This is a genomic window from Rhodococcus sp. ACPA1 (assembly GCF_002300195.1).
Taxonomy (GTDB): Bacteria; Actinomycetota; Actinomycetes; order Mycobacteriales; family Mycobacteriaceae; genus Rhodococcus_F; species Rhodococcus_F opacus.
This window is the reverse complement of sequence record NZ_NSDX01000001.1, coordinates 618,203-636,850: the sequence shown is the minus strand read 5'-3', so window position 1 is coordinate 636,850 and position 18,648 is coordinate 618,203. Positions and strand designations below refer to the sequence as shown.

The 18,648-nt window shown below is 67.8% G+C and carries 19 protein-coding genes; 5 read left to right on the top strand and 14 right to left on the bottom strand.

Translation table 11 applies throughout. The features are described from left to right. Window positions 1–57: 57 nt before the first annotated feature. The 7 genes from CJ177_RS02825 to CJ177_RS02795 form a co-directional block, all read right to left on the bottom strand. On the bottom strand, window positions 58–612 hold the full coding sequence (locus tag CJ177_RS02825) for an NADH-quinone oxidoreductase subunit B family protein (RefSeq protein ID WP_005239105.1): 555 nt from the start codon (window positions 610–612) through the stop codon (window positions 58–60). Between the two features lie 49 nt (window positions 613–661). Further along, window positions 662–1,021 (bottom strand): NADH-quinone oxidoreductase subunit A, encoded by a 360-nt coding sequence (locus CJ177_RS02820; protein ID WP_005239104.1) that lies wholly within the window; start codon window positions 1,019–1,021, stop codon window positions 662–664. 218 nt (window positions 1,022–1,239) lie between these two features. Beyond that, window positions 1,240–1,662 carry a response regulator transcription factor gene (locus tag CJ177_RS02815; RefSeq protein ID WP_025432177.1) on the bottom strand — a complete coding sequence of 141 codons (423 nt, stop codon included), beginning with the start codon at window positions 1,660–1,662 and terminating at the stop codon, window positions 1,240–1,242. Between the two features lie 105 nt (window positions 1,663–1,767). After that, window positions 1,768–2,976, bottom strand: coding sequence for a serine hydrolase domain-containing protein (locus CJ177_RS02810; RefSeq protein ID WP_005239102.1), 1,209 nt, complete (start codon window positions 2,974–2,976; stop codon window positions 1,768–1,770). A 166-nt stretch (window positions 2,977–3,142) separates the two neighbouring features. Further along, window positions 3,143–4,042, bottom strand: coding sequence for a restriction endonuclease (locus CJ177_RS02805; RefSeq protein WP_005253670.1), 900 nt, complete (start codon window positions 4,040–4,042; stop codon window positions 3,143–3,145). 42 nt (window positions 4,043–4,084) lie between these two features. Then, complete coding sequence (locus CJ177_RS02800) at window positions 4,085–5,488, bottom strand: chloride channel protein (protein WP_025432176.1); 1,404 nt, start codon at window positions 5,486–5,488, stop codon at window positions 4,085–4,087. Further along, window positions 5,485–7,116, bottom strand: coding sequence for an amidohydrolase (locus tag CJ177_RS02795; protein WP_095867233.1), 1,632 nt, complete (start codon window positions 7,114–7,116; stop codon window positions 5,485–5,487). Before CJ177_RS02795 ends, CJ177_RS02800 begins: the two co-directional genes overlap by 4 nt. 138 nt (window positions 7,117–7,254) lie before the next feature. On the opposite strand from CJ177_RS02795, the gene CJ177_RS02790 reads away from it, so the two are divergent. Further along, window positions 7,255–8,385 (top strand): NADH:flavin oxidoreductase, encoded by a 1,131-nt coding sequence (locus CJ177_RS02790; protein ID WP_095867232.1) that lies wholly within the window; start codon window positions 7,255–7,257, stop codon window positions 8,383–8,385. A 10-nt stretch (window positions 8,386–8,395) separates the two neighbouring features. Here the strand turns inward: CJ177_RS02790 and CJ177_RS02785 are convergent, their stop codons facing one another. Continuing rightward, window positions 8,396–8,917 carry an OmpA family protein gene (locus tag CJ177_RS02785; protein ID WP_005239080.1) on the bottom strand — a complete coding sequence of 174 codons (522 nt, stop codon included), beginning with the start codon at window positions 8,915–8,917 and terminating at the stop codon, window positions 8,396–8,398. A gap of 304 nt (window positions 8,918–9,221) precedes the next feature. On the opposite strand from CJ177_RS02785, the gene CJ177_RS47255 reads away from it, so the two are divergent. Together CJ177_RS47255 and CJ177_RS02780 are read left to right on the top strand one after the other, a co-directional pair. Then, window positions 9,222–9,359: a hypothetical protein gene (locus tag CJ177_RS47255; RefSeq protein WP_179443149.1), complete on the top strand. Its 138-nt coding sequence runs from the start codon at window positions 9,222–9,224 to the stop codon at window positions 9,357–9,359. Window positions 9,360–9,683: 324 nt separating this feature from the next. After that, entirely contained in the window at window positions 9,684–10,928 is a 1,245-nt protein-coding gene (locus CJ177_RS02780; RefSeq protein WP_005239077.1) for a triacylglycerol lipase, read from the top strand. Window positions 10,929–10,937: 9 nt separating this feature from the next. Here CJ177_RS02780 and CJ177_RS02775 read toward each other — a convergent pair whose 3' ends face one another. Then, on the bottom strand, window positions 10,938–11,708 hold the full coding sequence (locus CJ177_RS02775) for a CPBP family intramembrane glutamic endopeptidase (RefSeq protein WP_037231569.1): 771 nt from the start codon (window positions 11,706–11,708) through the stop codon (window positions 10,938–10,940). Between the two features lie 177 nt (window positions 11,709–11,885). Here CJ177_RS02775 and CJ177_RS02770 point away from each other — a divergent pair, with 177 nt between their 5' ends. Next, complete coding sequence (locus CJ177_RS02770; RefSeq protein WP_005239073.1) at window positions 11,886–13,583, top strand: fumarate hydratase; 1,698 nt, start codon at window positions 11,886–11,888, stop codon at window positions 13,581–13,583. A gap of 60 nt (window positions 13,584–13,643) precedes the next feature. Here CJ177_RS02770 and CJ177_RS02765 read toward each other — a convergent pair whose 3' ends face one another. Continuing rightward, on the bottom strand, window positions 13,644–14,312 hold the full coding sequence (locus CJ177_RS02765; RefSeq protein ID WP_095867231.1) for a L,D-transpeptidase: 669 nt from the start codon (window positions 14,310–14,312) through the stop codon (window positions 13,644–13,646). A gap of 51 nt (window positions 14,313–14,363) precedes the next feature. Next, window positions 14,364–15,176 carry a class I SAM-dependent methyltransferase gene (locus CJ177_RS02760; protein WP_095867230.1) on the bottom strand — a complete coding sequence of 271 codons (813 nt, stop codon included), beginning with the start codon at window positions 15,174–15,176 and terminating at the stop codon, window positions 14,364–14,366. 131 nt (window positions 15,177–15,307) lie between these two features. Between CJ177_RS02760 and CJ177_RS02755 the strand changes: the two genes are divergently transcribed. Beyond that, window positions 15,308–16,702, top strand: coding sequence for an acyl-CoA dehydrogenase family protein (locus CJ177_RS02755; protein WP_025432172.1), 1,395 nt, complete (start codon window positions 15,308–15,310; stop codon window positions 16,700–16,702). 13 nt (window positions 16,703–16,715) lie between these two features. On the opposite strand, the gene CJ177_RS02750 is transcribed toward CJ177_RS02755, so the two are convergent. The 3 genes from CJ177_RS02750 to CJ177_RS02740 are packed head-to-tail and all read right to left on the bottom strand — an operon-like array spanning window position 16,716 to window position 18,647. After that, on the bottom strand, window positions 16,716–17,066 hold the full coding sequence (locus CJ177_RS02750) for a hypothetical protein (protein ID WP_095867229.1): 351 nt from the start codon (window positions 17,064–17,066) through the stop codon (window positions 16,716–16,718). 25 nt (window positions 17,067–17,091) lie between these two features. Beyond that, window positions 17,092–17,661, bottom strand: a complete 570-nt coding sequence (locus tag CJ177_RS02745; protein ID WP_095867228.1) for a mismatch-specific DNA-glycosylase — start codon at window positions 17,659–17,661, stop codon at window positions 17,092–17,094. Then, a complete protein-coding gene (locus CJ177_RS02740) occupies window positions 17,658–18,647 on the bottom strand; it encodes an SDR family NAD(P)-dependent oxidoreductase (RefSeq protein ID WP_095867227.1) in 990 nt (329 codons plus the stop codon). Before CJ177_RS02740 ends, CJ177_RS02745 begins: the two co-directional genes overlap by 4 nt. Between the last annotated feature and the right edge of the window lies 1 nt (window position 18,648).

Here is an 18,648-nt window from a genome sequence, read left to right as displayed (position 1 = left end):
CCCGGCCCCAACCGCTCGGTTCGCTTCGCTCCCTCGAACCACGGCCGCTCGCCCCGGTCATCGAAGAAGGCCCTTCATCTGGATGGTGGGGGTGGCGGCCAGCGCCGCCTGCTCCGCCGCACGCGCCACCTCCTCCCGGTGGACGCCGAGCGGCATCTGCTGGATCTTCTCGTGCAGCGTGAGGATCGCGTTCAGCAGCATCTCGGGCCGCGGCGGGCATCCCGGCAGATAGATGTCCACCGGCACGATGTGGTCGACGCCCTGCACGATCGCGTAGTTGTTGAACATGCCGCCCGACGACGCGCAGACACCCATCGCCAGCACCCACTTCGGCTCGACCATCTGGTCGTAGATCTGCCGCAAAACCGGCGCCATCTTCTGGCTCACCCGGCCTGCCACGATCATCAGGTCCGCCTGCCGCGGTGAGGCCCGGAACGCCTCCATGCCGAAACGGGCGATGTCGAAGCGTCCGCCGGCGGTGGCCATCATCTCGATCGCGCAGCAGGCGAGCCCGAAACTCGCCGGCCACAGCGAACCCTTGCGGACGTAACCCGCGAGCCCTTCGACCGTGGTCAGCAGGAAGCCGCTCGGCAGCTTCTCCTCGATGCCCATATCCGACTCTTCTCTTCCGACTTAGCTTTTGGATCGCTGACGGGACCGATCAGTCCCAACTGAGACCGCCACGCCGCCACTCGTACGCGTAGGCGACGGAGACGTTGAAGATGAACAGGGCCATGGCCCCGAGACCGAAGAAGCCGAGAGCATCGAAATGAACAGCCCACGGATAGAGGAACACGATCTCGATGTCGAAGATGATGAAGAGCATGGCCGTCAGGTAGTACTTCACCGGGATGCGGCCCGCACCCAGAGGCGAGAGCGTCGGCTCGATGCCGCACTCGTAGGCGTCGAGCTTGGCACGGTTGTAGCGCCTCGGACCGACGATCCTCGCCACGATCACGGAGAAGACCGCGAACGCGACCGCAATCGCCCCGAGCACGAGGATCGGCACGTAGACATTCATGCCGTCTCAGCTCCCCTCTTCCCGAGCCTGTCCGCCCGATTCCCGGGCGGTCGTTTCCGAAGCTACGCTCTTGTGAGTTATGCCACAGCGTACAAGGGAAGTCGTCGAGCCCGGTCGATTTGACCGTGCGAGTTCCAGGCGATCTCGAAGTACGGAAAACCCCTGCGGCACAGGCGCTCGATGCACCTTCACGCGGCGGAAATCGGAGTCAGGAGAGCCTAAGCTGAGAGGCGGGTGCGCAGCAGCGCTATGACCGCTTCGGACAACCGGATCGGGTCGAGCGGATGCGGCACCGCGGCCTCGGCCCGCGACCAGGTGGCCAGCCAGGCGTCGTCGGGGCGCCCGGTCAGGACCAGGATCGGGGGGCAGTCGTCGATCTCGTCTTTCAACTGCTTCGCGATCCCCATCCCGCCCGCGGGCACCGCCTCCCCGTCCAGAACGGCAAGGTCGACACCGCCAGCATCCATCTGCCGGATCACCACGGGCGCGGTCGCCACCTCGACGTACTCCAACTCCGGAAGGTCGGGGTGCGGACGCGTCCCCAGCGCCAGAACAACCTTCTGGCGGGTGTTCGCATCGTCGCTGTAGACGAGGACACGCAACCGATCGGGACGGCTGGTGTGGGCGGTCGCGTCGGTCACGGACACGATGCTACCGGTCCCCCGCTCTCCAGACCTGCGGCTCGCGACGATCGAAAAACGGCGCGTCGAAATCGAATTGGTTCGCCGGCGGCCGGAACTGCTCGGCTACAGCCTCTCGGCGATGGCGAGCGCCGTCGAGCCGAGCTTCGGCAGGCGGAGGTCGGCGATGGGAGTCAGCATGTTGCCGAGGCGGTTGGTGACGAATGCGATCGACAGCCCGCTGTCGGCGTCGGCGAATGCGCCCGACCCACCCAAGCCGTAGTGCCCGAAGGTATTCGACGGCTGCCTGCGGCGTGCCACCATCCCCGCGTGGTAGCCGAGCCGCCAGTTCATCGGTATGCCCAGGACGTAGTCGCGGGCCGTCGTCTGCACCTGGCTCAGTTGCGCCACGACGTCCGGCGGGAGGAACTCCACGCCGCCGACGGTTCCGCCGTTCGCCAGCGCCCCGTACATCCGCGCCAGCGCGCGGGCGCTGAACACGCCGTTCCACCCCGGCATGACGCTGTCGTGGATCGCGGGGTTGCGGACGAGGGCGTCGAAGCCGGCGGGCATGCCGGCGTCGGCGACGTTGCGCAGACCCGGCAGCCGCGACATCGCGAACGACGTGGCTCCCCACGGAACGCCGAACGGGTTGATGTGCGGGAAGGTCCTCGCGATCCGGGCACGCTCGGCCGGCGGCACCTCGTACCAGAACTCCTTCACCCCGAGCGGTTCGGCGACCTCGGTGCGCACCAGCTCGGTGAAGGGTTTTCCGGCCGCGCGGGACGTCAGTTCGGCGACGAGCGAGCCGAACGTCACCGCGTGATAGCCGGGGACCTTCAGCCGCCGCTGATCCGGGGTCGCCGCGGCCAGTGCGGCACTGACCAGCGAATGGTCCATCAGACTCAGCGGTCCGGGCACGAGCCCGCGAACCCGGTGCAGTCCGGCGCGGTGCGAAAGCAGTTCACGCACCGTGATCTCGTCCTTGCCCTCGGCGGCGAACTCGGGCCAGTACTGCGCCACCGGCGCCTCGTAGTCGATGATCCCGCGTCCCGCGAGACGGTGCAGAACGGTGGACGCGACGCCCTTGCCCGTGGAGAACGTGAGGGTGACGGTGTCGTCCTGCCAGAACGTGTCGCGGCTCGCCCACCCGGCCCACACGTCGACGACCGGTTCACCGTGAAGGTAGACGGCCAGCGCCCCACCGCCCTGGCTGGCGTCGTGGAAGAGTCCGAAGAACTGGTCGACGAGCATCCCGAACCGACGGTCCGCCAGCATCCCCGCCGGCGGCCGGACCGTGCGGCCCATCAACGGCCACGGCGATGTGGTCGTCATATCGACTTCCCTCGGTCGCTTTTCACGTCAGTGACATGTGTATTTAACTTCCTCTTTACACACGGGAAGACGGTGGCGGCACCGCTTCAGGGCCTGCGTGATCGCTTCGTGGCCATACCGCAACGGGAAAGAGTGTCCGGGTGCCGGGGCGGTGACCCGACGCTGATCATTTCGGCTCCAGCGAGTGGAAGTAATCCGACCTGACCTCGACGTCCTCGACGAGGCGCGTGGTGGTCTGGACACCCAGTGAATGCTCCTTCAACAGGTCGCACAGCCGGTCGCCGTCGATCAGGTCGATCGGCGGTGCGCCGTCCCTCTTGGACTCCGTGCGCGCGTCACCGGTGAACGTTCCGGTGGTGATGAGCAGGCCCTTCTCGCCGCGCCCCGCCATCGCGCCGCGGAAATCGCGCACCGCGCCGGCCCCGACGCTGCCGCTGTAGCGCTTGCACTGGAAGAACACGGGGAAACTGAGCAACGACAACTGATACACGCCGAGCCCCTCGATGTCCCCGTCACCGCCGCGACCGGTGACGGACGCGCTCGAGAATCCGGCCTCCCGCAGCAACCGCTGGGTCAGCCGCTCGAACGCGGGCGGCGACATCTTCAGGACCGTGTCGAGCAGGAGGTCCTTCCAGTCCGCGTCGTTCTCGGCCTCGGCGATGTTGGCATCCGGTTCGTCGTTGCGGCGGGACGCGGCCTTCGCCGATTTGCGGGCGGCATTCTTCTTGCGGTTCTCGGCGGAGAACTCGGCGTGCAGGGGGCGGATCTCGCTCTCGGCGACCTCGCGGCCCTTCTCCGTCACACTCCACACCCCGCGCCGGCTGTTCGTGAGCAGACCCATCCCCTTGAGGTAGGTGCGGGCCCACGCCAACCGGTACTCGATCTCGGTGCTCGGACCGTCACCGTGCAGCACACCCTGCACGTCGGACGAAAGCCCTTCTCGCTCAACGACGGCGCTGTCGAGCTCCTCGTTGGACGCCGAACCACCGAGAGCAATGGCAGCCTGAAGCGCTGGCCAGAGGAGGTCGACGTACTGAGGAACGTGAACAGTCATGGCCACAAGCATGCCGGAATCCACCCGGCCCTCCGCACACGGACCCCGATCCGATCATCCCGGGGCGAGCCGAGCCTCCGCACGGTTCTCGAGCTGCGCCCGGTAGATCGTCTTCCCGGATCGGCGCACGATGAGATAGGCGAGCCCGACGGCGATCATTCCCGGCACCAGCACACCGACGCTTCCCGTCATCTCCGCGACCATCAGCATCACCGCGAGAGGAGCGCGGGCGATGCTCCCGAAGCAGGCCATCATGCCGACGATGACGAAGGGCGCCGGATTGTCGGGGACGCCTGGGGCGATCGGTTCCAGCAGTCGCCACACCGCGGCACCGGTGAACGCCCCGATCACCATTCCCGGGCCGAAGATGCCGCCGGATCCCCCCGAGCCGATGGACAGCGACGTCGCGAGGATCTTCGCGAACGGCAACAGCAGCACCACCCACAGCGGGATGGCCGTGAGGTCGCCGCGGGCCATCGACTGCTGGATCCAGCCGTAACCGCTGCCCAGCACCTCCGGCAACACGAGCGCCATCAGTCCGACGAGCAGCCCGCCGACCGCCGGTTTGACGATCCGGCTGCCGGGCAGACGGTGGGTGAGATCGACGGCCGTGTAGAACGTCCCGCTGTACAGCAATCCGATCAGGCCGCCGAGCACACCGATGAGCGCGAACCACACCAGCTGGACCGGGGTGTCGAAGACGTAGTCCTGAGCGGCGTACCCGAACAGCGGCCCGAATCCGAGGAAGCTACCGAACACCGTGTAACTCACGATCGACGTGACCAGCGCCGGCACGAGCACCTCGAAATCGAAGTCTTCCTTGTAGGGAATCGTGCAGCACAACACCGCGCCGCCGAGCGGGGCGCCGAAGATCGCGCCGATACCGGAGCCGATGCCGATCGCCACGGCGATTCGACCGTCCCGTGGGGACAGGTCCAGCCTGCGGGCGAGAAGCGATCCGAAACCCGCCGAGATCTGCGCGGTGGGTCCCTCGCGACCGCCGGATCCGCCGGACCCGATCGTGATCGCGGACGCGACCAGCTTCACGAGGACGACGCGGACGCGGATCATGCGGGGGTCCCGGTGAACGGCGTCGATCGCCGCGTCGGTGCCGTGCCCCTCGGCCTCCGGTGCCAGCGTGAACACGATGATGCCCGACACCAGTCCACCCAGGCACACCACGAGCGGGATCGCCCACGGTCTCGTGAACTCCCGGCTGCCGACCGCCCCACCGTCGCCCGCCGCGGTCGGCGGGTGGTAGCCCCCGATGCCGACGATAAGCAGTTGCGTCGCCTCCGACAGCGCGACGTAGAACACGACCGCCCCGAGCCCGGCGACGGTCCCGATCACGACGCCGAGAACCAGCCATTTGCGGGTGTAACCCGAAGTCCGGATCCAGTTTCCGGCTGACGTCCCGATCGACCGCAGAGCCCTCGACCCGGGCGCCACCCGGATCACTCCAGCTTTCCGAAGACCGTCCGACCCTCCAGGATCGTGGCGAGCACCTCGAGGTCCGCGATGTCGTCGGGATCCACCAGAAGCGGGTTGGCCGACAACACGACGAGATCGGCGTGCATACCGGGGACGATTGCCCCGATGGCGTCCTCGCTCCGGAGGTGCCACGCCGAGTTGATCGTCTCCGCCCGCAGTGCATCCGGGACGGAGATCCGTTCCTCGGGAGCGAGCACACGTCCCGATCGGGTGCGGCGGGTGACGGCGTCGGCGATGTTGCGCAGCGGGTTGGTCGGGGTGACCGGGCCGTCGTTGTGGAACGAGATCCGCTGGCCCGCCTTGATCGCGGAACCGGCAGCCGCCCAACGTGCTCCACGCTCGGGACCGAACAGGTCGTCGACGAGCACGTCGCCCCAGTAGTAGAGGTGGTCGACGAACAGGCTGCACGTGACGCCGAGTTCGGTCGCTCGGCGGAACTGGTCCGGGGTCATCGCCCCGACGTGCTCGAGCCGGAGTCGGTGATCCTCTCGTGGAGAGTCGGCGAGCATCCGCTCCCACGCGTCGAGGACCAGGGCGACCGCGGCGTCACCGTTGGCATGGCAGGAGATCTGCCAGCCGTTCTCGAAATACGGCTTGCTGATCTCGAGAATCTCGTCCTCGGTGTAATTGGCCTCGCCACGCGTTCCGGCGAGGCCGAGCGACCGGGTGACGTCCGTGTCGAGGTACGGAAAGCTGGTGGCCGCATTGCCCACCCACGGCGACCCGTCCGACCAGATCTTGATGCCCACCTGGCGCAGCAGGTCGTTGCCGACTCCGGGTGAGACTTCGGAGGTGCGCTCCGGGTTGGACATCTCGTACAACCGCAGTCGGGTGGTGAGTGCGCCGGACCGGGCGAACGCCGTCAGGGCGCTGCGGAACCGTGGGTCGAATGCCATCTCACTGGCGGTGGTGATGCCTGCCGCATTCATCCGCGCGCATTCCGCGGCGAGGAGTTCCGGGAGCCGGGTGCTCGCGCCCGCGAGGATCGAGGCGGCCACCGCCATCACCGCGGGCGCCTCGAACGCCGAACCGTCCAGTTCACCCGACTTGTCACGACCGAAACTGCCGCCCTCCGGGTCCGGCGTGTCCTTGGTCAATCCGGATTCCCGCGCGGCGACGTCGTTGAAGTAGGCCACGTGGCCGGTGTTGTGCAGGATCACCAGGGACGTATCGGGAGCGACGGAATTGAGCCATTCACGGGTCGGCTCGGGCAGCCCTTTCTGCAGCAGTGGGTCCCATCCGTTGAGCACGGCGCCGTCGGGGTGCTCGTCGACGGCGCGGCGGACGGCGTCGACCACCTCCCCCGCGTCGGCGATGGTCACCGGCCTGATGTCCACGACCGGTTCACCGAGCAACACCGCGGAGTTCAGCGGGTGGCCGTGCGCCTCGATGAAGCCGGGAAGTATGCATGCGCGGTGCAGGTCGACCGTGATCGTTGCCGGTCCGATCAGCGGGAACACGGCGGCATCGTTGCCGACAGCGGCGATCCGCCCGTCTCGCACCGCAACCGCCCGAGCGCGTGGCGCGGCATCGTTCATGGTGACCACGTCACCGAAAAGCACCAGATCGGCAGCTTGTGCGTCGTTCGTGCCCATCAGTGCACCCTCCCGTCAGACCGGGCGCGGGCGACGGCCCACGCGCCGGCAGCGAGTGTCGACTGTGACTTCAGATTACAACTACACAGCAGGCCATATGCAGGAATAGTGCGTAACCAAGATCAGTTGCAGACAGGCATGACCGAAACACCGCTGCCCGTCGACGGCCTCTTCGAGCCGTTCGCCGTCAAATCCCTCCAGCTGCGGAACCGCTTTACGATGGCGCCCATGACCAGGGCTTTCTCCCCCGGCGGCATTCCCGGGGACGATGTCGCGGCCTACTACCGTCGACGCGCGGCGGGCGGCGTCGGACTCGTCATCACCGAGGGGACGTACATTCCCGACCCGGCCGCCGGATCTCACACCAGGGTGCCGCTGCTCTACGGACAGGACAGCCTCGCGGGCTGGAAATCGGTGGTGGACGCGGTCCACGACGAGGGCGGGCAGATCATCCCGCAACTCTGGCATCTGGGCGTCGAACGCGGTCCGCAGCCCCGCCTGAATCCCGACGTAACCACCGCCAGCCCGTCCGGAATCGCTCTGGACGGGACCCGCCTGGGACGCGAATTCACCTCATCCGATCTCGACGCGCTGCGCGAGTCCTGGGTGGCGGCCGCCGTCAACGCGCGCGACGTGGGCTTCGACGGCATCGAACTCCACGGTGCGCACGGCTATCTGCTCGACCAGTTCCTGTGGGACCGCACGAATGTCCGGTCCGACGGCTACGGCGGATCCCTCGAGGCCCGCACCCGATTCCCCGTCGAGGTGGTCGCAGCGATCCGCGAGGCCGTCGGCGAGGACTTCGCGATCGTCTACCGCTTCAGCCAGTGGAAGTCGAACCACTACGACTCGCGGATCGCGCAGTCCCCCGACGAACTCGCGGCCGTGCTCGCACCCCTCGTCGCCGCCGGCGTCGACATGCTGCACCCGTCCACCCGCAGGCACTGGGAACCGGCGTTCGCCGAGCTGGCCGGTGACGACGGGGAACTGGGCCTGGCCGGCTGGACCAAACGGCTGACCGGACTACCCACCATCACGGTCGGCTCGGTGGGTCTCGACGACGTGTTCACGACGGCCTTCACCTCGGACGGCGCCTCGAACACCGCCGGTATCGACCGCCTGCTCCGGCAGTACGAGAACGGCGAGTTCGACCTCGTGGCCGTCGGCCGCGCGCTGCTGTCCGATCCCGAGTGGGTGCTCAAACTCCGCGACGGCAGGACCGCCGAGCACATCCCGTACAGCAACGAGCACCGGGCGGTTCTGCACTGACCTCTGCCGGTCAGCTGTCCTCGACGGTGATCTCCACCTGATCGACGTTGACACCCTCGGGCGGGTTGGCCGTTCCCTCGACCGAGATGCGGCTCTTGTCGACCCCCTGCGCCTCGAGCGCGTTGGCGACGGCCTGGGCGCGCTGATCGGCCAGTAGTTCGGCGGCCGCCTCGTCCGAGTTGGTGGCGTACGCCTCGATCTCGATCTTGCTGTCGCCGGCCTTCATCGCAGCGGCTACCGCCTGGACGGTGACGTCCGAGATGGCGTTGAGCTCGGCGGTTCCCGACTCGAATCCGATCGGGACCGCCGCGATGGCCGAGTTGATCGCGTTCTGCGTGGCCTCGCGCGCGGTGTTGACGGCGGACGACGCCGTAGCTTGCACACTGCTGATCGCGCCTTCCACCCGGTCGGACGCGGAGGAGGTCGTCGTGGTCGCGATCGGAGCCTCGTTCGAGCTGTCGTCGGAACAGCCGGCCGCGCCGAGCAGAGCGATGGCCGCGACCGCGATACCGGTGACGATGGTCTTGCGCATGATGGATTCCCCTATACGTCGGTATGTCCGGAAGGCGCTACACGTCGTGGGACGAGGATAGCCCCGCCGGCGCCCGGCGACGGCGGTATTCGGACAGCGCCGCGGCTCCCACATCGTGGGATCAGGCCCGACGGATGTGAATCCGGACACGGGCTTCTCACCTGGTCGGAACCCGGTAATTCGTCCCGCGTTTCATTTCGGTTAAACCTTCGGATTGCGATCTCATTTCAATAACGGTAGGAATGAATCCGGCGCCCGCTCAGCGCCGACATAAATGCCCACAACCGAGCAAGGAGTTAAAAGCATGGATCTCGCCTTCCTGTCCGAATTCTTCTCCGCCTTCTCCGACCTCGCCGGTGCCCTGGACTTCTTCTCGGGTTCCGCCGACGCAGTGGGCGGTGGCGCAGACGCCGCAACCGCGGCCGCGGCCACGATTGGCTAGCATTTCCGCTGGCACAAGACTTGAACACCCGTGACGGGGTTCGCACGCTCAGGCGCGCGAGCCCCGTCACGGCGTTGTCGGCACGCTTCGATCGACTCATCACGTACCTATCACGACGATTAATGCGTGACGTGAACATGTTCATTATCCACGTCACCAGCGATTTTCCCGGAATTGGTCGGTCGACCAATTGAGTCGACCTTCCGAAGATCAACTTTTCCGCTTCACCGTTGATTTATTCTCGAAATAATCGACTACGGCGCATATATTCGGCACTTCCGTACCACGCGCGCATCTCAGTGCACATGCGTACACTCAAATCTCGTGACCGACCCGCAGATCAGACGCCGCTCCGAGGTGCGGGCCCTCGCCCGGCTGGCCCTCGAGGAAATCGGGGCCGCCGCCACCGGCATCGGCAGCATCCACCGCGCCATATCGGATCGCGTCTTCGCCGGCATCCGGCTCGGTGTCGGCTCCCACGCCGTCCCCGCCAAACTGCTCCACGACGAGATCTCGGGCGCCGCGTACACACTCGTCGCCGACACCGCACGTCTCGGCGGTTCCCTCGCAGGACGGTTCCTCGACCTCCCGTCGTCGGAGAACGTCGCCCCGTCCCAGACACGCCGCGGAGCCCAGGCCATCGCCGCGATCCAGGGTCTGATCGGGGACGTACTGGAATCGGAGGGGTCGCCGCTCGCCGAACCCCTGGCGATACGGGTGAACGGTGTCGCGCTCGCGCCGGACGCGGGCACGCTCGCCGACGCCTTCCCGCGCGCCGGCGGCCGCATCGTCGTCTTCCTGCACGGACTCGTCGAGACCGAGGACGCGTGGGCGCTGGGCCGCCGTCCCACCTACGGTGAACGGCTCGCAACGGACCTCGGCTACACGGCGCTGCAGATCCGGTACAACTCCGGCAGGCACATCTCGGACAACGGCAGGAGCCTGTCCGAACTTCTGGACACGGTCACCGAGCACTGGCCGGTCGAGGTCGAGTCGATCGCACTCGTCGGGCATTCCATGGGTGGCCTCGTGGCCCGCAGCGCCTGCCGGATCGCCTTCCTCGACGACCGCCCGTGGGTGAGGCGGGTGCGGCACGTCGTGAGTCTCGGCTCACCCCACCTCGGCGCCCCGTTGGAGCAGGCCGTCCACTACGCGAGCGCCGGGCTGGCCACACTGCCCGAGACGCGTGCCATCTCCGGGCTCCTACGCAGAAGGAGCGCCGGCATCCGGGATCTGAACCAGGGTTCGCTCGTCGACGAGGACTGGCGCGATCGCGATCCCGACGCGCTCCGCGCCGCGGCGTGCAGTGAGGTCCCGCTCCTCGACGGCGTGACGTACTGCTTCGTCTCCGCGACCATCACCCGCAGCCCGAGACATCCGCTGGGACGCCTGCTCGGCGACGGCATGGTGCTCGTGCCGAGTGCGTCCGGCCGGAACCGGACGCGGATGATCGGCTTCCGCGACGAGGACGGCATGCACCTCGCGCCCGCGAACCATTTCACGATGCTCAACCACGAGTCGGTGTACGAGAAGCTGCTCGAATGGCTCGGCACGCCGGAAGCCGGCTGACTTGCGGACTCAGGCCATGGTCGTGTGCCACACGATGGCGGCGGCGAGCGCACCCGCGCCGTTCAGCGACCAATGCAGCGCGATGGGCGCGATCAGACTGCCGCTGCGACGACGGAGCCACGTGAACACGACGCCCGCGGCCGCGGTCGCGACCACCGCCGCGAGGATGCCGAGCACCTGACCCAGGACGCCGCCACCGAGGAAGCTGGACAGTCCCTTGTTGCCCGACGTCAGCCCCAGCGAAGACGCGATGTGCCAGAGACCGAACATCAGCGATCCCGCCGCGAAGACACCACGTGCGCCGTACACCCGGTCGAGGGTGCCGTGCAGCACGCCGCGGAACGCGAGCTCCTCGGGGATGACGGTCTGCAACGGGATGACGATCATCGACGCGATGAGCGCACCGGACAGGGTGGCGTACCGGTCGGCCATGAAGAAGGGGCGGGTGATCGGCAGGGCTGCGCCGATCGCCACGACGCCGATCACGAGTCCCATCGCCGCCAGCGCGTACAGCGACCCCTTTCGCCAGTGCCGGGGTGAGAGCCCCAGTTCTGCCCAGCCGAGCCCGCGCCGCCGGGTGAGCACGAGCAGCACGACAGCGGCGATGGGAACGGTGGCGATACTCGCCCACGCGGTGGTGAAGTGCGCGATCAGGTTCGTGGCCGCGAGGACGACCACCACGATCGCGATGTCCAGGTAGGCATGCAGCACGGGACGCTTGGCGCGTGCACCGGACTTCTCGCCGTCGACAGCTCCGGCGTACTGGACTTCAAGGGTCATTCGGCCGGCCGATCTGCTTCGTATACACGCATCAAGTCAAGTGTACGGATTTGTCTGTGAAACCTCTGTGAGCCACGCCACTACGCAGGTCGAAGCATGCCCCCGCGTCACAGGGCCGCCGGAGCCCGCGTCTAGCCTGGATACGAACTTCACACAACCCGCTGTCCAGGAGATAGAATGGCCGACTTCCTCTACGAGGACTTGCTGCCCATCGGTGAGGACCCCACCGAGTATCGGCTGCTGACCACCGAGGGGGTGTCGACTGTCGAAGGACCCGACGGCCGCACCTTCCTGTCCGTCGAGCCCGAGGCGCTGCGCCTGCTCACCGAGACCGCGCTCCACGACATCTCGCACTACCTGCGCAGCGACCATCTGACGCAGCTCGCGAGCATCCTCGACGATCCCGAGGCGTCGGGCAACGACAAGTTCGTGGCGCTCGATCTGCTCAAGAACGCCAACATCTCCGCGGCCGGCGTGCTGCCGATGTGCCAGGACACCGGCACCGCGATCGTCATGGGCAAGCGCGGCCAGCACGTCCTCACCCCCGGCGACGACGAGAAGGCCATCGCCCGGGGCGTCTACGACGCCTACACCCGACTCAACCTGCGGTACTCGCAGAACGCGCCGATCACGATGTGGGACGAGAAGAACACCGGGAGCAACCTCCCCGCCCAGATCGAGCTCTACGCCGACACGGCGACCGGCCACGAGAACGCCTACAAGTTCCTGTACATGGCCAAGGGCGGCGGCAGCGCCAACAAGTCCTACCTGTTCCAGGAGACCAAGGCGATCCTGAACCCGGACGGCATGATGCGGTTCCTCGAGGAGAAGATTCGCGCCCTCGGCACCGCAGCCTGCCCGCCGTACCACCTCGCGATCGTCGTCGGCGGCACGTCCGCCGAGTTCGCACTCAAGACGGCCAAGTACGCGTCCGCGCACTACCTCGACGAACTCCCCAACGAGGGTGCGATCACGGGCCGCGGCTTCCGCGACCTGGAGCTCGAGGAGAAGGTGCTCGAGCTGACCCGTCAGATCGGCATCGGCGCACAGTTCGGCGGCAAGTACTTCTGCCACGACGTCCGCGTCATCCGCCTCCCCCGCCACGGCGCGTCGCTGCCCGTCGCTCTCGCCGTGTCCTGCTCGGCGGACCGCCAGGCCAAGGCGAAGATCACCCCCGAGGGCGTCTTCCTCGAGCAGCTCGAATTCAACCCGGGCCGGTTCCTCCCCGAGGTCACCGACGCCCAGCTCGACGCCGAGACCGACGGCGTCTCCGGCACCGGCAAGGGCGCCGCCGTGAAGATCGACCTCACCAAGCCGATGCCCGAGATCCTCGCCGAGCTGTCCAAGCACCCGGTGAAGACACGGCTGTCGCTCACCGGCCCGCTCGTCGTCGCACGCGACATCGCCCACGCCAAGATCAAGGAACGGCTCGACGCCGGCGAGGACATGCCGCAGTACCTCAAGGACCACCCGGTGTACTACGCCGGCCCGGCCAAGACCCCCGACGGCATGGCGTCCGGTTCCTTCGGCCCCACCACCGCCGGTCGCATGGACTCCTATGTGGAGCAGTTCCAGGCCGCGGGCGGTTCGATGGTGATGCTCGCGAAGGGCAACCGCTCCAAGCAGGTCACCGACGCGTGCAAGTCGTACGGCGGCTTCTACCTCGGGTCCATCGGTGGCCCCGCGGCGCGTCTCGCCCTCGACTGCATCAAGAAGGTCGAGATCGTCGAGTACGAAGAGCTCGGCATGGAAGCGGTCTGGAAGATCGAGGTCGAGGACTTCCCCGCGTTCATCGTGGTCGACGACAAGGGCGAGGACTTCTTCGCCGGTGTCTCCACGCCCACCCTCACCATCGGCAAGCGTCCCGGCCTGTAGGCGGCTCCGCCGCCCGTGAGTGGTTAGCGAGTCTCTGGGCTCGTCAACCACTCACGGGCGCTACGCGCCTACCGCGATCTCGATGACGGGGTTCTTCGCCGGGTCGAGCCGGCCGAGGAGTGAGGTCAGCGTGTCGCGGTCGATGGCGACGCACCCCTCGGTGGTGGTGCCGTCGGTGACGTGCAGGAACATCGCCGAGCCGAGGCCGGGAACGCGGGCGGCGTTGTGGCCGATCACGACCGCGTAGTCGTACAGCGGTCCGGCAGCGTAGAGGTTCTCGCTGTTACCGCCGGGGTTCGCGGCCTGCCGGACGTGCGTGTTGTACGTCGGCGAGAGCGGATTCGAATCCCACCAGTCGCGCCGGTCCGACTGGAAGTACGGCATCGCCGTCTCCGGGGCGGGCCGCCGGCCGAATGCCTGCGACAGCGGGAAGACACCGGCCGGCGTGCGGGTGGAGAATTCGTTCGCCGCACCGATTCCTTCCGCGCCGACGTCGGCGGGGACCGGGCCCGCGAACACCTGCCACGTGCCGTCCGCAGTCCGTTCCCAGGCGGTCAGTTGGGCGACCACTGCCCCCGCGGACGGGGCGTAGACCGTGATCACCTGGTCCGAGGCGCCGGAGAAGACTGCTCGGTCCGGGGCCGCGGAGGCGCCGGGTACGAGCACCAGCCCGATCAGAGCCACCATCAGTCCCGCCAACCACAGTCGACCCACCCGTAACGTCGTCATGGGGCGAGTGTTCCATCCGCGGGCACTCCGTTGCGAGATTTTCCCTCCGTGCTACTGCACCCGGCAGAGGATCTCGCTGTGCAGGAGCGCGAACCAGCCGTCGTCCTCCCGCAACCACGAACGCCAGCCCGCCGCGATGCGTTCCAGGTCCGCCCCGGTGGCGAGCCCCAGTTCGAGCGCCCGGTCCGCGTAGTTCGACTGCAGCGAGCGATCGGCCCAGGAATCTCCCCACCACTCGCGATCCTCGTCGGAGGAGAAGCACCACGTGCTCGCGGTGTTCACGACGTCGGTGAGACCCGCCTCGTGCGCCCACGCCCGCAGGCGACGGCCGGCGTCCGGTTCGCCACCGTTCGCCCGCGCGATGGCATTGTACAGCGTCAGCCATTCGTCGAGTTCCGGTGTCGGCGGGAACCATGTGAACGTGCCGTAGTCGGCGTCGCGGGCGGCGACGATTCCGCCGGGCCTGCACACCCGCGTCATCTCGCGCAGCGCCTGCACCGGATCGCCGACGTGTTGCAAGACCTGATGCGCGTGCACGACGTCGAAGCTGTCGTCGGGAAAGTCGAGGGCGTGGACGTCCGACACCACGGTCAGGACGTTCGGGACGCCCCGCTTCGCGAACTCGTTCCGGGCGAGGGACAGCGCCTCGTCGGTCATCTCGACGGCGGTGACGACTCCGGGTGCGACGAGTCCCGCGAGGTCGGCGGTGATCGTGCCCGGCCCGCACCCGACGTCGAGCAACGTCATGCCTGCGCGCAGGTGCGGGAGCAGGTAACCGGCGGAGTTCTCGGCGGTGCGCCATCGGTGGTTTCGCAGCACCGATTCGTCGTGACCGTGGGTGTAGACCGTCTCGTCGCCGTTCATGTCTCCGACGCTAGCAACTTCGACCAGATAATGGGATCACTATCTCACCATCCAGGATAATGCGAACCCCGGCCGCGGCAGGCCGTGAGTGTTACGTTGTTGCACACCAACGCGGCAACCGAGGGACTGCCATGACTTTCAGCCTCGCTCTCACTCCGGCGCAGAAAGACCTCGTCGAGCGGACGCACGCCTTCGCGGAGAACGTGATCCGGCCGGTGGCGGCCGAGCACGACCGCGCGCAGGAGTTCCCCTGGGACGTTCTCGAGCAGGCCGCACGAGAGGGCTTCTACAGTCCGCTGTTCTACCGCGACCTCATCGGCGACCCGACGGGACTGTCTCTCCCCCTCTTCATGGAGGAGTTGTTCTGGGGTTGCGCCGGAATCGGGCTGGCCGTCGTGATGCCCGCGCTGGCGCTGTCGTCGATCGGGCAGGCCGCGACGCCGGAGCAGATGCTGCGCTGGGCGCCCGAGTGCTTCGGCGAGCCCGGCAACCTGAAACTCGCCGCACTGTGCATCTCCGAACCCGAGGGCGGCAGCGACGTCCGCAACCTGCGGACCACCGCGACGCGCGACGGCGACGAGTGGGTGATCGAGGGGCACAAGATGTGGATCGGCAACGGGGGAATCGCCGACGTGCACGTCGTGAACGCGACCGTCGATCCGGACCTGGGCCATCGCGGTCAGGCGCTCTTCGTGGTGCCCGGCGGAAGTCCGGGTATCGAACTCGTCCGCAAACTCGACAAGCTGGGCTGCCGCGCGTCGCACACGGCGGAGCTGAAGTTCCATCAGGTGCGGGTTCCCGCCGATCATTTGCTCGGCGGCGACGACAAGTTGCAGAACCGCATGCGGAAGGCCCGTGAGGTGCAGGAAGAGGTGGCCACCGGCGCGCCCCGGCGGAAATCGGCCACCCTCGGCACGTTCGAGCAGACTCGCCCCATGGTCGCCGCTCAGGCGCTGGGCATCGCCCGCGCCGCGCTCGAATACGCCACCGAGTACGCGAACCGCCGCGAGGCATTCGGCGGCCCGATCATCGACAACCAGGGCATCGCTTTTCCGCTGGCCGACCTCGCGACCCAGATCGACGCCGCGCGGCTGCTCACCTGGCGGGCGTCGTGGATGGCGGCGGCGGGAGTGGAGTTCCGCCACGGCGAGGGCTCGATGGCGAAACTCGCGGCGTCGGAGGTCGCGGTGAAGACCACCGAACGCGCACTGCAGACGATGGGTGGGTGGGGGTACATCAGCGACCACCCCGTCGAGAAGTGGTACCGGGACGCCAAGCTGTACACCATCTTCGAGGGCACCAGTGAGATTCAGCGGATGGTGATCGGGCGCGCTCTCGGCGCCGCGGACGGCGCCCCGCCCCTCCACTTCGATCAGCCGACCGAGGGATCCGCCTTCAACCGGCGGTTCGGCAGGGGCACGTCCGTGCGCACGAAGGCAGGCGAGTTCGCGATGTCGATGAAGGACCGGATGCCCGAGTCCGCGCAGCGACTGGCGATGAAAATCCTTGCCCCGCCGAAGAAGTGAACCCGGCGTGGGATCAGGTCCACAGGGCGGCCACGAGCACGGTGACGATGCCGAGCCCACCCGTCACGTGGACCAGGTTCGGGTTCTCCTGCCCCTTGTTCTGCTTGCCCCGGACGATCTCGGCGAGCGCGACCACCACCAGCGAGAGCAGAAGCTTCACGCCCATCTTGACGTGGTTGTAATCCTTGTCCAGTGCGGCCTCGCCGAGCCCGACCAGGATCAGTCCCGTCACGAACTGGAGCCGCGCACCCCACACCATGACCTCGGAGATCCGCGGCGCCCCGAGCACCGCGAAATAGCCGCCGACGAGGGCGGCCATGCCGAGCAGGTGGCAGACGAAGAAGAGGTTGTAGACGACGGTCATCTCCGCAGCCTAGCGACCTGCCCGGTCAGCCGGATACGATTCCCGCCTCGATGGCCGCCTCCCGGTACGACGCGCCCAGCGTGGCGACGGTTTCGTGGGCGTTGAGCCCGCTGGGGTTCGGGACCAGCCACAACTCCGCGCCCTCGAGGTCGCGCGGCTGCTTGCCCTTCCTCGCGGCACGCTCCCCGAAAGCCGTGCGATATGCGGTGATTCCGGCGACGGCGACCACCCGGGGAGTGGTGTCGCGGACCACGGTGCGCAAGCGCTCGGCGCCGACGGCCAGCTCCTCACCGGTCAACTCGTCCGCCTTCGCCGTGGCACGCGGGGCCAGGTTGGTGATGCCGACGCCCCGCTCGATCAGGTGATCGCGATCAGCGTCCGACATCCCTGCCGTCGGATCGATCGGACGCTCGATGATCCCCGCGGCCAGCAGGGCCGGGTAGAAGCGGTTGCCCGGGCGCGCGAAATGCGCCCCGGTCGCGGCCGTCCACAGTCCCGGGTTGATACCGACGAACAGCAGTCGGCAGCCCGGTCCGATGAGGTCCGCAACCTCGGCGTCCCGAAACGACTCCAACTCCGCACGAGTGAAGCTCACAGCCTGCCCGCCTGCGTCAGCCCCGCAACGGTGTCGGCCAGGGTCTCCGCCGAATCTCGGTACTTCACACCCAGTTCGCTCTCGCTCGGGCGGTCGTCCGTGTCCGGCATCCGCGTGTAGTACTCCATCGCGGCCTCCGAAATCGGGGTCTCGATGGAGACGAACCGGTCGACGGCGTCGACCAGCCTGCCCACCAGGCGCAACGCGGCGTCCGGAACCGGGAACACCCCCATCCATTTGCCGGTGATCACGCCCAGCATCTCCGCGATCCCGGCGATCGGAATCCGGGGACCACCGAGCATGTGCCGGCGGGCGCCGCGTCCCGGTTCGAGGAGGGCGGCGTGCGCGCTCGCCACCTCCCGGACGTCGACCATCGTCCACGCCGCGCTCCGCCCGGGCAGACCCCGCAGGTGAACGGCGGCCTCGACTGCCTGGGCCGCCTCGCCGAACTGGTTCCCCGCGGGCGGGCCGATGATCATGCCCGGATAGGTGATCGCGATCGGTGCGCCGTCGGCCTGAAGGTCGCGAGCGTACTGCTCCACACGTGCCTTGCTCCGGCCGTAGGCGTCGGGAGGCCCGCACACCGGCAGTTCGGGAGTGAGCAGCCGGGCCCCCGGCTGGAACAGCGCCGCGATACTCGAGACGTAGACGATCGGGTCGAGGCCCAGTTCGACCGCGGTTCCCAACACGTTCTGCGCGCCGGCCAGGTTGGTCTGCAACATCTCCTCCGCGCGCCGCGGGTCGACCGCGACCACGGCCGCGGCGTGGATGACGGCGTCGCAGCCGTCCAGCGCGCGGCGCACGGACTCGGCGTCCGTGATGTCACCGACCACGTGATCGGACGTGTCCAGTCCGAGTGCCGCGGCACTGGTCACGAGGCGAGCAGGATCCCGCACGAGGAAGCGCACCCGGTGACCGGCGTCCACCGCCGCCTTCGCGCTCCACGCACCGACGAAACCTGTTCCCCCCGTGACCAATACCAGCAAG

What these genes read in the sequence shown, in the direction of transcription:
- CJ177_RS02825 (WP_005239105.1), bottom strand. Translation starts at nt 612, where the DNA reads ATGGGCATCGAGGAGAAGCTGCCGAGCGGCTTCCTGCTGACCACGGTC.
- CJ177_RS02820 (WP_005239104.1), bottom strand. Translation starts at nt 1,021, where the DNA reads ATGAATGTCTACGTGCCGATCCTCGTGCTCGGGGCGATTGCGGTCGCG.
- CJ177_RS02810 (WP_005239102.1), bottom strand. Translation starts at nt 2,976, where the DNA reads ATGACGACCACATCGCCGTGGCCGTTGATGGGCCGCACGGTCCGGCCG.
- CJ177_RS02805 (WP_005253670.1), bottom strand. Translation starts at nt 4,042, where the DNA reads ATGCTTGTGGCCATGACTGTTCACGTTCCTCAGTACGTCGACCTCCTC.
- CJ177_RS02795 (WP_095867233.1), bottom strand. Translation starts at nt 7,116, where the DNA reads ATGGGCACGAACGACGCACAAGCTGCCGATCTGGTGCTTTTCGGTGAC.
- CJ177_RS02790 (WP_095867232.1), top strand. Translation starts at nt 7,255, where the DNA reads ATGACCGAAACACCGCTGCCCGTCGACGGCCTCTTCGAGCCGTTCGCC.
- CJ177_RS02785 (WP_005239080.1), bottom strand. Translation starts at nt 8,917, where the DNA reads ATGCGCAAGACCATCGTCACCGGTATCGCGGTCGCGGCCATCGCTCTG.
- CJ177_RS47255 (WP_179443149.1), top strand. Translation starts at nt 9,222, where the DNA reads ATGGATCTCGCCTTCCTGTCCGAATTCTTCTCCGCCTTCTCCGACCTC.
- CJ177_RS02775 (WP_037231569.1), bottom strand. Translation starts at nt 11,708, where the DNA reads ATGACCCTTGAAGTCCAGTACGCCGGAGCTGTCGACGGCGAGAAGTCC.
- CJ177_RS02770 (WP_005239073.1), top strand. Translation starts at nt 11,886, where the DNA reads ATGGCCGACTTCCTCTACGAGGACTTGCTGCCCATCGGTGAGGACCCC.
- CJ177_RS02765 (WP_095867231.1), bottom strand. Translation starts at nt 14,312, where the DNA reads ATGACGACGTTACGGGTGGGTCGACTGTGGTTGGCGGGACTGATGGTG.
- CJ177_RS02760 (WP_095867230.1), bottom strand. Translation starts at nt 15,176, where the DNA reads ATGAACGGCGACGAGACGGTCTACACCCACGGTCACGACGAATCGGTG.
- CJ177_RS02755 (WP_025432172.1), top strand. Translation starts at nt 15,308, where the DNA reads ATGACTTTCAGCCTCGCTCTCACTCCGGCGCAGAAAGACCTCGTCGAG.
- CJ177_RS02750 (WP_095867229.1), bottom strand. Translation starts at nt 17,066, where the DNA reads ATGACCGTCGTCTACAACCTCTTCTTCGTCTGCCACCTGCTCGGCATG.